Origin of the sequence: Mycolicibacterium celeriflavum (genome assembly GCF_010731795.1) — a bacterium.
Taxonomy (GTDB): Bacteria; Actinomycetota; Actinomycetes; order Mycobacteriales; family Mycobacteriaceae; genus Mycobacterium; species Mycobacterium celeriflavum.
In genome coordinates, this window is record NZ_AP022591.1 from 1,135,582 (window position 1) to 1,148,212 (window position 12,631).

Genomic DNA, 12,631 nt, shown 5'->3' on the forward strand with positions numbered 1-12,631 from the left:
CCTACAGCGAGTGCGCGCCGCCGCCACCATCGCCACGGCTTGGTGGCGGGTAATCCGAGACCGGCGGCTGCTGCTGGCTCAGCGGCGGATACCGCGGCGGTGCGTCGATCGGCGCAGGACCGTCCACCGACGTGCGAGCCTCCGCCTCGGCCTTGGCCACCGCCCGTGCAATCTCCGGATCGGTCTCGGTGTTGAACCAGTCGGCGACCTCGTCGTCGTCGCTCTTCGGCGGTGTGTCGTCGACCGGAGACGGCGTGTAGCGGAACACGCCGTCCTCGCCGGGCGCACCGAGCAGCTTGGTGAAACCCTGTAGCGCAGAACCGAAGTCGCTGGGCACCAGCCACACCTTGTTCGCCTCGCCCTTGGCCATCTGCGGCAGGGTCTGCAAGTACTGGTAGGCCAACATCTCCGGGGTGGGCCGGCCCGCCTTGATCGCCGCGAACGTCTTCTCGATGGCCTTGGCCTGCCCCTGCGCCTGCAGGTAGGCGGCGGCGCGTTCGCCTTGCGCACGCAGCATCCGCGACTGCCGGTCGGCCTCGGCGGCCAGGATCGCCGCCTGCTTGGCGCCCTCGGCGGCCAGGATCTGCGCCTGCTTCTGACCCTCGGCCTGTTTGATCGCCGCCTCCCGGCTACCTTCCGCGGTGAGGATCATCGCGCGCTTCTCGCGATCCGCGCGCATCTGCTTTTCCATCGAGTCCTGGATCGACGGCGGCGGGTCGATGCTGCGCAGTTCGACACGGGCCACCCGCAGTCCCCACCGGCCGGTGGCCTCGTCGAGCACGCCGCGCAACTGCCCGTTGATCGAGTCGCGCGAGGTCAGCGTCTGCTCGAGCGTCATGCCGCCGACCACGTTGCGCAGCGTGGTGGTGGTCAGCTGTTCGACGCCGACGATGTAGTTGCTGATCTGATAGACGGCCGCCTGCGGATTGGTCACCTGGAAGTAGACGACGGTGTCGATGTTGACGGTCAGGTTGTCCTCGGTGATCACCGGCTGCGGCGGGAACGACACCACCCGCTCGCGCAGGTCGACCCGCGCGCGGATCCTGTCGATGAACGGCAGCAGCAGCGTCAGCTGACCCGACACGGTCTTGCTGTAGCGGCCGAGCCGCTCGATGACCGCGGCCTCTGCCTGGGGTATCAGCGCGATCGACTTCGCGACGATGATGGCGGCGAACACCACCAGCACGCCCACGAGGATCAAGCCTGCGACGGCACCTTCCATGACGGGTTCCTTGCCTTTCCTCCGGGATTGCCCGGCGAATCTTCTACATGACTTTCTGCACGACGGCGGTGGCGCCGTCGATGTGCACGACAGTCACGTGCTCGCCCGGCTCGTAGACATCGTTCTCGTTGTAGGGCCGCGCGGTCCATACCTCGCCGTCGAGCTTGACCTGTCCCTCGTGGCGGGCGACCCGATCGAGCACCAGCGCGCTCTTGCCCTCCAGCGCCTTCGCCGGATCGGGCAGGCCGGTGCCGGCCTGGAAGTGCCTGCGCAGCGCCGGGCGCACCAGCACCAGCAGCAGGACGGACACCACCGCGAAGACGGCGCCGTGGACCCACAGGTCGTCGAAGATCAGGCTCGATCCGGCCGCTGCCAGCGCACCGCCGCCGAGCATGAGCAGAAACAGGTCGCCGGTCAGGGCTTCGGCCCCGGCCAACGCCAGCGCGGCGATCAACCAGATCAGCGCTGCAGGCATGACGTCACCCTATCGCGTGACCGGCCTGATGCGGGTGTAACAACTACACTGCGAGCATCATGTGGTGTCCCAGTGTTTCGTTGTCGGTGTGGGCCAACGCCTGGCTTGCGGGCGCGGCCGCTCCTGACGATGTCCTCGACGCGCTATCGCTATGGGCGCCAAAGCATTCGGTTACGGCGTACGACTCCGTCGCGGCCGGTGCGACCGGGCTGCCGTGGCCGGACCTCGTCGACGCGGGGGCGATGTCGCTCCTGCAGACGCTGCGCACCGCGGCGGGTCCCGGCGCGACGGCGCCGCCGATCAGGTTGGCGCTGCCGGTCCCGGGCGACGTGCGCGGCCTGCCCGCGGGCACGCAGTTTCAGCGCGATGCGGTGACCGCGGGTGAGGCCATCATCGTCTCCGGCGCGGGGTCGATCGGCCTGGTGCCGGATTTCGAGTACGACGAACTCGACGTCGACGACGAATTCGACCGTGAGCCGGGTGGCCTGTCGTGGACCGTGTACTCGGTCCCGGCCGACGCGTCCACGGCCCCGGAGTATTTGGACCTCGGCGACGCGGAATACGCCCTGCGTTCGGCGGTTCGGTCGGCGGCCGAGGCGCTGGGAACATTGCGGGCGGGCGCGGCGGACATCGACGTCGAGGATCCGCGCGGACTCGTCGAGCAGGTGCTGGAATCGACGCGCGTGCACCGGTTTCCCGACCATGCACCGAGCCGGGCCCTGCGGGTGCTGGAGAACGCCGCGCACGTCGACGCGATCATCTCGGTCAGCTCCGGGCTGATCCCAATCGGGCTGCACAGCTCCGCTGAGGTGCAGATCGCCAGCGATGCGCTGCGGCCGCTGTCGACGGTGGTGCGCTCCGCGCGAATCGCCGCCGTCGACGCGATCCTGCACTCACCCTGGCGGGGCTAGCCGGCGCAGGCCGGCGTGCACACCACACCGTCCACCGAGTAACCCTGCAGCGGTGGCGGATCGGCGCCCGGCACTCGTGTCGGGGCGCGGCCGTCCCGCAACTCGGCGAGCAGATCTGCGGCCACCAGGGCGAGGTCGGCGTTGGGTGTCGCGGCTCGGGCGAACGCCACGCCGGCTTCCTGGGCCTGCAGCCGAAGCTCGTGGTCGAGGTCCCAGACCACCTCGATGTGGTCGGCGACGAAACCGATGGGGCAGATGACGACGGCCTTGGTTCCGCGCTGGGCGAGCGCCGACAGATGGTCGGCCACATCGGGTTCCAGCCATGGCACCTGCGGCGGACCCGAACGTGACTGCCACACCTGGTCGTGTTCCCGGTAGCCTGCCGCGGCTGCGACGAGCTTCGACGCGTAGGCCACCTGGCGCTCGTAAAGGTTTGTGCCGCAACGGGACCGGGCCGCGAGCGGAATCGAGTGGGCGGTGAACACCAGGCGGGCGCCGTCGGGCACCGTCCGCGCGGCGGCGGTGACCGCATCGGCGAACACCTGCACGAACAGCGGATGGTCGAAGTACTGGCGCAGCTTGATCAGCTGGGGCGCCGCGTCGCCCGCCGCCCGCCGTCCCCTCGCGATGTCCTCGACGTACTGCGTGCAGCTCGAGTAGCCGCCCCACGCCGAGGTCGCGAACACCGCTGCGCGGCGCACCCCATCGTCACGCATGGCGGTGACGGCATCCTCGACATAGGGCGCCCAGTTGCGGTTGCCGAAGTACACCGGCACGTCGGTGTGGGCGCGCAACCGCTCGATCACCGCTCGGTTGATGCCGTTGATCGGCGAGACGCCGCCGAAGTGCAGATAATGCTCGGCCACGGCGGCCAGCCGCTCCCGTGGAATTCCCCGACCCCGGGTGACGTTCTCCAAGAACGGCATCACGTCGTCGGGGCGTTCCGGACCACCGAACGAAAGCAGCAGCACGGCATCAAAAGCCGAGTCGGCGGAGCGGCCCATTCCCTATAACAGCTGTGTGCTGGCGCCGCCGTCGGCGTAGACGACGGTGCCGGTGGTGGCCGGCAGCCATTCCGAGATCAGCGCCAGCACGGTCTTGGCCACCGGCGTCGGATCCTTCATGTTCCAGCCCAGCGGTGCACGCTGATCCCAGCCTTCTTCGAGCAACCTGATCTGGTCGCCGGCGTCGTCGCCGAGCGCTCCCCCGACGATCGCGCTCATCGCCAACGTCCGAATGGGGCCCGCGGCAACCAGATTCGAGCGCACTCCGTAAGGGCCGGCCTCCCTGGCAACGAACCGGTTGACCGATTCCAGCGCGCTCTTGGCCACGGTCATCCAGTTGTACGCCGGCATCGCCCTGGTCGGGTCGAAGTCCATGCCGACGATCCCGCCGCCGCGATTCATGATCGGCAGCAGCGCCTTGGCCAACGAGGCATACGAGTAGGCCGAGATGTGAATGCCCTTCGACACGTCCTCATACGGCGCGTCGAAGAACGGGTTGATGCCCATCCCCGACTGCGGCATGTAGCCGATCGAGTGCACCACGCCGTCGAGTTTGTTGCCCTCGCCGATGATCTCGGTCACCCGGTCGGCCAGCGTGTCGAGGTGCTCGGGGTTCTGCACGTCGAGTTCCAGCAGTGGAGCCGGACTCGGAAGTCTGTCGGCGATCCGCTGGATCAGCTTCAACCGGTCGAACCCGGTCAGTACCAGCTCGGCGCCCTCCTCCTGCGCCACCCGCGCGATGTGGAACGCGATCGAGGAGTCGGTGATGATCCCCGTGACGAGGATGCGCTTGCCTTCCAGAAACCCTGCCATGTCTGTCCTTATCTTCTCAGTGGCCCATGCCCATGCCGCCGTCGACCGGGATGACCGCGCCGGCGATGTAGCTCGCGTCCTCGGACGCCAGGAAGCTGACCGCCCCGGCAACTTCCTCGGCGGTGCCGACCCGCTTGGCGGGGATGAACTCCAGTGCTCCCGCCTGGATCCGCTCGTCGAGCGCGCGGGTCATCTCGGTGTCGATGTAGCCGGGGGCAACGACGTTCGCGGTAACGCCCGCCTTCGACAGCTCCCGGGAGATCGAGCGGGCCATGCCGATCAGGCCGGCCTTGGCGGCCGCGTAGTTGGCCTGGTTGCCGATGCCCCACATGCCGGACACCGAACCGATGAAGATGATCCGGCCGAAGCGCTTGCGTTGCATGCTGCGCGATGCCCGCTGAGCCACCCGGAACGCGCCGGTGAGGTTGGCGTTGATGACCTCGGTGAACCGGTCCTCGGTCATCCGCATGAGGAAGGCATCCTTGGAGATGCCGGCGTTGGACACCAGCACCTCGACCGGACCCTGGTGCTCCTCGACCTCTTTGAAGGCGCGGTCGACGGCGTCGTTGTCGGTGACGTCGCACACGACGCCGAACAGCCCGTCGGGGGCGCCGGAACCGCGGTGCGTCACTGCAACCTTGTGCCCGTCGGCTGCCAACCGTTGTGCGATCGCCAGCCCGATACCCCGGTTGCCACCGGTCACCAGCACCGAACGGGAAACGAATGGCGGACGAGTCATGCCCGCCAACCTATCGCTTGCCCGCCATTCTTAAGAAATCGCCTTAGAGCGTGTCCCGCGCGGGTGCCCCGCGTCGAATGTGAAATCTGGGCGAGAACGCTCGGCGCAGGGTCGGCGCCGCTCACAATGGCAGCCGGCGGTTGATCAGCAGGCTCGCCACGGCCGCGACTGCAGCGACCAGGGCGCCGAGCCGCAGCCAACCGCTGGTCGCCTCGCCGCGCACAGTCTCGTAGCCGATCTGATCTTGGAGGGTCTCGTACACCTTGTTCAGCTCGTCGAGGTTGGCGGCGGTGTAGGCGTCGCCTCCCGAAAGCTGGGCGATCTTCTCCATGCCTTCGTCGTCGACCGGCACCGGAACCCGCTCGTTGTTGACCTCGACCGACCCGTTGGGAGTGCCGAACGAGATGGTGGAGATCGGCACGCCCTGGTCCTTGGCGGCCCGCGCCGCGGTGAACGCGCCCTTCGGATTGTCCGGGTTCGACGGGACGGTCTCCTTGCCGTCGGAGAACAGCACGATCCGCGCCGGGGGGGGCGTGTCACCGCCACCGATCACGGCCCCGACGGTGGAGATCGACGAGAGCGCGGTGAAGATGGCCTCGCCGGTGGCGGTGCGGTCGGCGACCTGCAGATTGTCGATGGCGCGCCGGCTCGCGTCGCGGTTGGTGGTCGGCGACACCAGCACCGTCGCGGTGCCGGCATAGGCGATGACTCCCAGGTTGATGCCTGGAGTGAGCTCGTCGACGAATTTCTTCGACGCCTCCTGTGCGGCGGCCAGCCGGCTGGGTTCGACGTCGGTGGCGCGCATGGATTGCGACACGTCGATCGCCAGGATCACCACCGCACGATTACGCGGGAGCCGTTGGTCGTGCGTCGGCCCGGCCAGCGCAATCGTGCACAGTAGCAGGGCGATCGCCAGCAGCGCCGCCGGCACGTGGCGCCACGGGCTCGGGCGCTTCGGCGCCACGCTGTCGAGTGACTCGGTGTTGGCGAACTGCTGCAGTCGCCTGCGCCGAGCGAATTGGGCGGCGACGTACAACCCGACCAGCACCACCAGGACGACCAGGAACAGCAGGAACCACCAGATGTGCTGAAATCCCGTGAGCGATACCGGCCCCAGCAGCGGAAGCGTCATGTCAGCTCGTCATCCCTTGCGAGTCAGTTCGGCAGCCGGCGGTTGATGAACAGCGCCGCCAGGGTCGCCAGCGCGAGCGCCAACGCCCCGAGACGCAGCCAGCCGACACTCGCGTCGCCTCTGATCGTCTCGTAGCCGATCTGCTGCTGCAGGTTGGCGTAGACCTCACGCAGCTGTTCGAGGCTGGACGCGGTGAATGCCTCACCGCCGGACAGATCGGCGATCTTTTTGAGCATTTCGTCGTCGACGGGCACCGGCTGGCGTTGGTCGTTGATCTCCACGTAGCCGTAGGGGGTGCCGAACGAGATCGTCGAGATCGGCACGCCCTGGTCCTTCGCGGTGCGGGCGGCGGTGTAGGCACCCTTGGGGTTGTCGGGGTTCGACGGCACGGTCTCCTTGCCGTCGGAGAACAACACGATGCGCGCCGGCGGCGGTTCGTCACCGCCGCCGATCACCGCCCCGACCGTGGCGATCGCCTGCAGCGCGGTGAAGATGCCCTCACCGGTGGCCGTGCGGTCGGCGAACTGCAGTTTGTCGATCGCGGCCTTGGTGGCCTCACGGCCGGTGGTCGGCGACACCAGGACGGTCGCCGTGCCGGCATACGAGATCAGCCCGAGGTTGATACCGGGGGTGAGCTCGTCGGCGAACTGTTTGGACGCCTCCTGGGCCGCGGCCATGCGGTTCGGTGCGACGTCGGTGGCCCGCATCGACTGCGACACGTCCATGACGAGCATCACCACCGCGCGGTTACGCGGTATGCGCACATCGTGCGTCGGACCGGCCATCGCCACCGTGAGGAACACCAGCGCAATCACGAGCAGAATCGCCGGCACATGCCGCCAGCGCGTAGCTCGTTTCGGCGCAACACTTTCCAGCAACTCCATGTTGGCGAACCGCAACATCCGCCGGTGCCGGGCCAGCTGGACGACGATGTAGAGCCCGACGATGCCGAGCACCGCGAGAAGGAACAGGAAGAACCAGGCGTTTTCGAAGCCCGACAGCGTCATCGGACCGAGCAACGGCAATGTCATGTGCGCCTAATCATTTCGCGACAATCCGATCTAGACACGGCCCGCCAGCGCGCCGCGTCTGCGGTTGGCGACGAACCGGACGACGTCGGCGATCCAGTCGCGGTCGGTGCGCAACGACAGCAGCGGCGCGTCACATCGTCGCAACGTCCTGGCCACCTCTGCCCGGTGGGCGGCCGCGGCCCGTTCGAAGTCGTCGCGCAACTGCTCGTCGATGGTGAACTCGCGGGTCGCACCGGTCTCGGCGTCCTGCAGGATCACGTCGCCGACCGGCGGAAGCTCGACGTCGCGCGGGTCGAGGATCTCGATGCCGAGCACTTCGTGGCGACCGGCGATCGCCCGCAGCGGCCGCATCCAGTTGATCGGGCCGAGGAAGTCGCTGATGATCACCGCCATGCCGCGACGACGCTCGGGCCGGCGCAGGGCGTCGATGGCGGCGGACAGGTCACCGCGAACGCCCGCAGGCGCCTTGGGCATCGTCGCGATCGCTCGGAGCATCTCCTGCTCGTGCATGCGACCCGACAGGGCCGGCACACGCCGCACGGTGTCGCCGTTGGCGATGATCGCGCCGATCCGGTTGCCGCCGCCGCTGTTGAGGAACGTGATCGCCGCGGCGGCGGCCACCGCGAGGTCACGCTTCTCGCAACCGGTCGTGCCGAAGTCGAGGCTGGCCGACATGTCGACCACCAACCACGTTTCCAGCTCGCGGTCGGCGATCATCTGTCGCACATGCGGGTGGGTGGTGCGCGCGGTGACCGACCAGTCCATCCGGCGCACGTCGTCGCCGGGCTGGTAGAGCCGCGACTCCCCCGGCTCCGAACCCGGGCCCGGAAGCAGGCCGAGGTGGTCGCCGTGCAGGACGCCGTCGAGCTTGCGCCGCACCGTCAACTCGAGCTTGCGCAGCGCCGCCGTCAGCGCGGGGTCACGGATCTCCCCCCGCTTGAGCGACGGCAGATCGACATTGCGTCCGGAGGTGGTCACCGATTGCTGGCCGCACCTGCGGCGGCGGGCACGACGGGTGGCACCGAATGACCTTGCTGCGGAATGGCATTCACCTGCGGCAGGGCCACGGTCTGCAGGATGCGGTTGATCACCGTCTCGGCGGAGATCTCGTCGGCCAACGCATCGTAGGTCAGCACCAGCCGGTGCCGCAGCACGTCGGGGATGACCTCGACGACGTCCTGCGGGATCACGTAGTCACGCCCGCGCACCAGCGCCAGCGCCCGGGCCGCCGCGATGATGCCGAGCGATGCGCGCGGTGATGCGCCGTAGGCGATCCACGCCTTGGCGTCGGGCATTCCGAACTTGTCGGGATGACGGGTCGCGGTCACCACCCGGACCACATAGTCGACGAGCGCGTGGTGCACGAAGTTGTTGGCCGCCACGTCCTGCAGGCGCAGCAGGTCACCTGGCGCCAGGATCTGCTTGGGCTCCGGCGGCTTGACGCCCATCCGGTAGATGATCTCGCGCTCTTCCTCGGGCGAGGGATAGTCGATGTTGAGCTTGAACAGGAAGCGGTCGCGCTGGGCTTCGGGAAGCGCGTACACGCCCTCCTGCTCGATCGGGTTCTGCGTGGCCATCACGAGGAACGGCTGGGGCAGCGGGAAGGTCTTGCCGCCGATCGAGATCTTGCGCTCGGCCATGACCTCCAGCAGCGCCGACTGCACCTTGGCCGGGGCGCGGTTGATCTCGTCGGCGAGCAGGAAGTTCACCACCACGGGGCCGAGTTCGATGTCGAACTCCTCCTTGCCCACCCGGTAGATCCGCGTACCGATGATGTCGGTGGGTACCAGGTCGGGGGTGAACTGGATGCGCGCGAAGGTGCCCCCCACCACCTTGGCGAAGGTCTCGACCGCCAGCGTCTTGGCGACGCCGGGGACACCCTCGAGCAGCACATGGCCCTTGGCGAGCAGGCCGACCAGCATGCGCTCGACCAGTTGGTCCTGACCGACGATGATCCGCTTGACCTCGAAGACGGCCCGCTCGAGCGTGTGGACCTCCTGCGCCAGACCGCCGTTGTTGGAGGCCGGGGTGGTCGCCGGCGCGGCATGCGAGCCCTGGTACCCCTGCGCCGGTGCCTGGCCGGGATAACCTGCAGCGCCCTGCGGCGGCCCACTCGGTGACGTCATCAACGTTCCTTCCACATAACTCGCTGGTCGTAGCGGCGCTGGCCGGTCCGGGCCGCACGCTCGCCGTCAACTATTCCAGGCACCGGGAAATCCGTCGACGTTGCCCGCAACGTTCAGGTTCGGCTCAGGCTCTGCTCAGGATTCGATGATGCGCGCCACGTACGGCTGCAGGCCCGAGTGACGAACCGGGCTCACCGTGACTTTCCCCGAGTTGCTCGAGGCCTCCAGCATCTGGCCACCGCCGAGGTAGAGGGCGACATGCTGGCTGCCGCCGGGCCCCCAGAACAGCAGGTCGCCGCGCTTGGCCTGCGACGTCGGCACCTTGCGGCCGGTGTCGTACTGGTCGCCTGAGTACTTGGGGATCAGCACGCCCACACCCGCGAACGCGAACTGGGTGAAGCCCGAGCAGTCGAAGCCGACGGTGTTGGCACCCGAGTCGATGCCGCGGCTGGGTCCGTTCGGCTTGCCACCGCCCCACGAGTACGGCACGCCCATCTGCGAGGCGCCCCGGCGGATCACGTACTCGATGGCCTGCGGCCCGCGGACCCGGCCCGGCGCGACGCCGGCCGTCGCCGCCTCCGGAGGCGCAAGGCCCAGCGTGGACAGGAACTTGCGGCCCAGGTTCATCGTGACTTCGGTGGCCTGCGCGGTCGCGGCGAGCGATGCGTTGGCGATCGCGAGCGGATCGCCCGGCGCGCCGGCGCTGAGCAGCTTTGGCAACGTGGGATCCCACTGACCGTCGCCGGGCGCCGAGGCGGCGGGCGTGGCCAGTCCGACAGTCAGCGCAACCGCGGCGAGCAGGAGCGCGCAACCGCCGAGGAAGCGAGTCAGCTTGGAACGCAAGGTATTCCTGTTCCTTTTCAACGTCACCATTCGATGAGACGAGTCGCGTACGGGGTCATGCCGCTGGTGCGCACCGGTGACACCTTCACCACGGAACCGGTGTAGGGCGCTTCGAGCATCTGTCCGTCGCCGAGATAGAGGGCCACATGCTGGCTGGCGTTGGGGCCCCAGAACAGCATGTCTCCACGCCGCATCTGCGAGGACGGAACCTTGCGTCCGGCGTTGTACTGCGAACCCGAGTAGTGGTCGAGCTTGATGCCGACGCCGGCGAACGCGTAGAGCATCAGGCCCGAGCAGTCGAATCCGACTGTGCCGGCGCCGGAGTCGATGCCCCGGCTCGGCCCGGCGGCGTTTCCGCCGCCCCACGAATACGGCACGCCCAGCTGCGACATGGCCCGCTTGATCACGTACTCGGTGGCCTGCCTGCCGTAGACCCGGGGAATTGCACCGTTGGTGAAGCCCGGCGAGGGGGCCGCCTCAGGAAGCAGCCCAACCGACTGCAGGAACTTGCGCCCCAGGTCCTGAGTCACCTGCGCCGAGCTCTGGGCGATACCGAGCACCGCGTTGATGATCGCGATCGGGTCACCGCTGACGAAGGCGCTGGGAATCGCGGGCAGCGTCGGATCCCACGGTCCGGCCCAGTTGCCGGTGCCCGGGTCGCGGCCCTGGGGTGCGCGGTCCCAGTTTTGGTTCGCCGGCGCCGCGGCCTGCGCCGGTGCCGCCGATCCCGCCGGCGTCGCGGGGGCGCTCGCCGCCGGCGCGGAGCTGGCGCGTGCCTGCTCGAGCTTGGCCTGAGCGGCCGCGCGCTCGGCGGTCAGCTTGTCGAGTTGGGCCTGTTGAGACCGGAACGTCTCCTGCGCATCGGTGAGCGCCGACACCGCCGAGCGCTGGCTGGCTTCGGCCTCGGCGACGGCCTTGTCGGCGTTCTGCTTGGCCAGTCGCACGGCGGAGTCACGGTTGACCTGCTCGGTGCGGGCCCGCTGCAGATCGGCGATCACCTTCTGCGAGCTGAGCGTCAACGTCTGCCCGACCGCGGCGGTCTTGACGATGTCGGCGGGGTCGCTCGCGGTCAGGTACGAGTCGGAAGGACCGTTGACGTATGTCGCGGCCGCAAACGAGTCGAACCGCTTCTGCGCCTGCTCGATCGCGATGTTGGCGTCTTGGACCCGCTGCCTGCTCGCCTCGACCTCCCGCTGTGCGGCATCGGCATTCTCGCGGGCGGTCTGCACATCGACGATCGCCTTGTTGACGCTCTCCTGCTGTTGCTGAATCGCGGCGCCGAGGTCCTGCAACTTCTGGTCCGCCTCGGCGACTTCTGCGACGAGTGCGGCGAGGCTCTCGGGGCTACTGGGCTGGGCGAGGGAAAGGCCGGGGGTGGCCAGCAGCATGACCGCCGCGAGCAGAGCCGCGCAGAACCGTTCACACGGCCGCGTGGCGGATGCGCCAGGGGTGCGTCTCATCCGACTCAGTTCTCCTATGGCTCTCAGGCGAACGTGCGGACACATTCGTCGGGTGACTGTGCGCAATAGTCACAAAATGCACATCTACAACACAGCTACCGATTGCACCGTACGTCACATCTGACACCAAAGAAACTCAAGTCACAAATTACAAGTTTGTAATTGAATGTAGTGTTATCGAGCCGTGACTTCACTACCTGCGAGGCCACCGCGCCCCAGCATCAAAACCGCTGTTGCGCTGCGCATTCAGGACTGAGCGCGGGAATTCGCGCGCCTGCTGCGAATTTGCAAAAGTCGCGTACCGATAACGGCCGCAACGACTCCCAGAACCACCACGATGGTCAATGCCGTCCACGGAAAGTCCGGCGTCGTCAACTCGCTGAGAAAATTCTTCGAACCCTGAACCGCGCCACGGCCTTCGGCGACATCCTGACCGGCCTCCAGCGTGGCCCGGTCGAAGGTGGTGCTGAACGAACCCGACTCGCTTGGGCTGAGCACCAGCACGGTCGACCCGGGAAACGCCTGGCCCACCTCGGTCGCGACATCGCGCAGTGGTGTGTCGACCGGCGGGTTCTCGTCGACAACGACGATCTTGAGGTCGATGCCCTGCTGCTGGGCCTTCGCGACCACTTCGGGCAGGCCTTCGTTCTCCGGCGTGGGCGAGGCGCTCACCCCGTCGTCGCGGACGTCGTCGATGACGAGGTTCATGCACGTGTCGACGGGGGTGGTCGCGGGATCTCGGCCGACCGGCCCACAGACGTCGGTCGGTATGTATGCCGGCAGAAACGGAAGCACATGCGGTCCGGTCACGCATGAACCGTACGTGATGGGTACCCAGCAGGGTGACAGCACGCGCAGGCGGGGACAAGACTGAA

At 68.0% G+C, this 12,631-nt stretch carries 13 protein-coding genes; 1 reads left to right on the top strand and 12 read right to left on the bottom strand.

Annotation, left to right across the window (positions count from 1 at the left end; genetic code table 11):
- Nucleotide 1: 1 nt before the first annotated feature.
- Both G6N18_RS05400 and G6N18_RS05405 read right to left on the bottom strand, forming a co-directional pair.
- The gene (locus G6N18_RS05400) at nucleotides 2-1,222 is read right to left on the bottom strand and encodes an SPFH domain-containing protein (RefSeq protein WP_067223606.1); all 1,221 of its coding nucleotides are present in this window, start codon (nucleotides 1,220-1,222) and stop codon (nucleotides 2-4) included.
- Between the two features lie 43 nt (nucleotides 1,223-1,265).
- Nucleotides 1,266-1,697: an NfeD family protein gene (locus tag G6N18_RS05405; protein WP_083001606.1), complete on the bottom strand. Its 432-nt coding sequence runs from the start codon at nucleotides 1,695-1,697 to the stop codon at nucleotides 1,266-1,268.
- A gap of 59 nt (nucleotides 1,698-1,756) precedes the next feature.
- Here G6N18_RS05405 and G6N18_RS05410 point away from each other — a divergent pair, with 59 nt between their 5' ends.
- Nucleotides 1,757-2,608: an Rv1486c family protein gene (locus G6N18_RS05410; protein WP_083001604.1), complete on the top strand. Its 852-nt coding sequence runs from the start codon at nucleotides 1,757-1,759 to the stop codon at nucleotides 2,606-2,608.
- Here G6N18_RS05410 and G6N18_RS05415 read toward each other — a convergent pair.
- The 10 genes from G6N18_RS05415 to G6N18_RS05460 form a co-directional block, all read right to left on the bottom strand.
- Complete coding sequence (locus tag G6N18_RS05415) at nucleotides 2,605-3,612, bottom strand: ferrochelatase (RefSeq protein WP_083001602.1); 1,008 nt, start codon at nucleotides 3,610-3,612, stop codon at nucleotides 2,605-2,607. The genes G6N18_RS05410 and G6N18_RS05415 overlap by 4 nt on opposite strands.
- A gap of 3 nt (nucleotides 3,613-3,615) precedes the next feature.
- A complete protein-coding gene (gene inhA / locus G6N18_RS05420) occupies nucleotides 3,616-4,425 on the bottom strand; it encodes an NADH-dependent enoyl-ACP reductase InhA (protein ID WP_083001600.1) in 810 nt (269 codons plus the stop codon).
- A gap of 16 nt (nucleotides 4,426-4,441) precedes the next feature.
- The gene (gene fabG1, locus G6N18_RS05425) at nucleotides 4,442-5,164 is read right to left on the bottom strand and encodes a 3-oxoacyl-ACP reductase FabG1 (protein WP_067223625.1); all 723 of its coding nucleotides are present in this window, start codon (nucleotides 5,162-5,164) and stop codon (nucleotides 4,442-4,444) included.
- Nucleotides 5,165-5,285: 121 nt separating this feature from the next.
- Nucleotides 5,286-6,296, bottom strand: a complete 1,011-nt coding sequence (locus tag G6N18_RS05430) for a VWA domain-containing protein (protein ID WP_067223628.1) — start codon at nucleotides 6,294-6,296, stop codon at nucleotides 5,286-5,288.
- Nucleotides 6,297-6,319: 23 nt separating this feature from the next.
- Nucleotides 6,320-7,327, bottom strand: coding sequence for a VWA domain-containing protein (locus G6N18_RS05435; RefSeq protein WP_083001598.1), 1,008 nt, complete (start codon nucleotides 7,325-7,327; stop codon nucleotides 6,320-6,322).
- 30 nt (nucleotides 7,328-7,357) lie between these two features.
- Complete coding sequence (locus G6N18_RS05440) at nucleotides 7,358-8,305, bottom strand: DUF58 domain-containing protein (protein ID WP_067223635.1); 948 nt, start codon at nucleotides 8,303-8,305, stop codon at nucleotides 7,358-7,360.
- Nucleotides 8,302-9,453, bottom strand: coding sequence for a chaperone MoxR1 (gene moxR1, locus G6N18_RS05445; protein WP_067223875.1), 1,152 nt, complete (start codon nucleotides 9,451-9,453; stop codon nucleotides 8,302-8,304). The genes G6N18_RS05440 and moxR1 overlap by 4 nt, the downstream gene beginning before the upstream one ends.
- Nucleotides 9,454-9,588: 135 nt before the next feature.
- The gene (ripB, locus tag G6N18_RS05450; protein ID WP_067223638.1) at nucleotides 9,589-10,296 is read right to left on the bottom strand and encodes an NlpC/P60 family peptidoglycan endopeptidase RipB; all 708 of its coding nucleotides are present in this window, start codon (nucleotides 10,294-10,296) and stop codon (nucleotides 9,589-9,591) included.
- Nucleotides 10,297-10,319: 23 nt separating this feature from the next.
- The gene (gene ripA, locus G6N18_RS05455; RefSeq protein ID WP_083001596.1) at nucleotides 10,320-11,756 is read right to left on the bottom strand and encodes an NlpC/P60 family peptidoglycan endopeptidase RipA; all 1,437 of its coding nucleotides are present in this window, start codon (nucleotides 11,754-11,756) and stop codon (nucleotides 10,320-10,322) included.
- Nucleotides 11,757-12,002: 246 nt separating this feature from the next.
- Complete coding sequence (locus G6N18_RS05460; protein ID WP_067223647.1) at nucleotides 12,003-12,566, bottom strand: Rv1476 family membrane protein; 564 nt, start codon at nucleotides 12,564-12,566, stop codon at nucleotides 12,003-12,005.
- Nucleotides 12,567-12,631 lie beyond the last annotated feature (65 nt).

Coding starts and splice junctions, on each gene's coding strand:
- G6N18_RS05400 (WP_067223606.1), bottom strand. CDS start 1,222: ATGGAAGGTGCCGTCGCAGGCTTGATCCTCGTGGGCGTGCTGGTGGTG.
- G6N18_RS05405 (WP_083001606.1), bottom strand. CDS start 1,697: ATGCCTGCAGCGCTGATCTGGTTGATCGCCGCGCTGGCGTTGGCCGGG.
- G6N18_RS05410 (WP_083001604.1), top strand. CDS start 1,757: ATGTGGTGTCCCAGTGTTTCGTTGTCGGTGTGGGCCAACGCCTGGCTT.
- G6N18_RS05415 (WP_083001602.1), bottom strand. CDS start 3,612: ATGGGCCGCTCCGCCGACTCGGCTTTTGATGCCGTGCTGCTGCTTTCG.
- inhA (WP_083001600.1), bottom strand. CDS start 4,425: ATGGCAGGGTTTCTGGAAGGCAAGCGCATCCTCGTCACGGGGATCATC.
- fabG1 (WP_067223625.1), bottom strand. CDS start 5,164: ATGACTCGTCCGCCATTCGTTTCCCGTTCGGTGCTGGTGACCGGTGGC.
- G6N18_RS05430 (WP_067223628.1), bottom strand. CDS start 6,296: ATGACGCTTCCGCTGCTGGGGCCGGTATCGCTCACGGGATTTCAGCAC.
- G6N18_RS05435 (WP_083001598.1), bottom strand. CDS start 7,327: ATGACATTGCCGTTGCTCGGTCCGATGACGCTGTCGGGCTTCGAAAAC.
- moxR1 (WP_067223875.1), bottom strand. CDS start 9,453: ATGACGTCACCGAGTGGGCCGCCGCAGGGCGCTGCAGGTTATCCCGGC.
- ripA (WP_083001596.1), bottom strand. CDS start 11,756: ATGAGACGCACCCCTGGCGCATCCGCCACGCGGCCGTGTGAACGGTTC.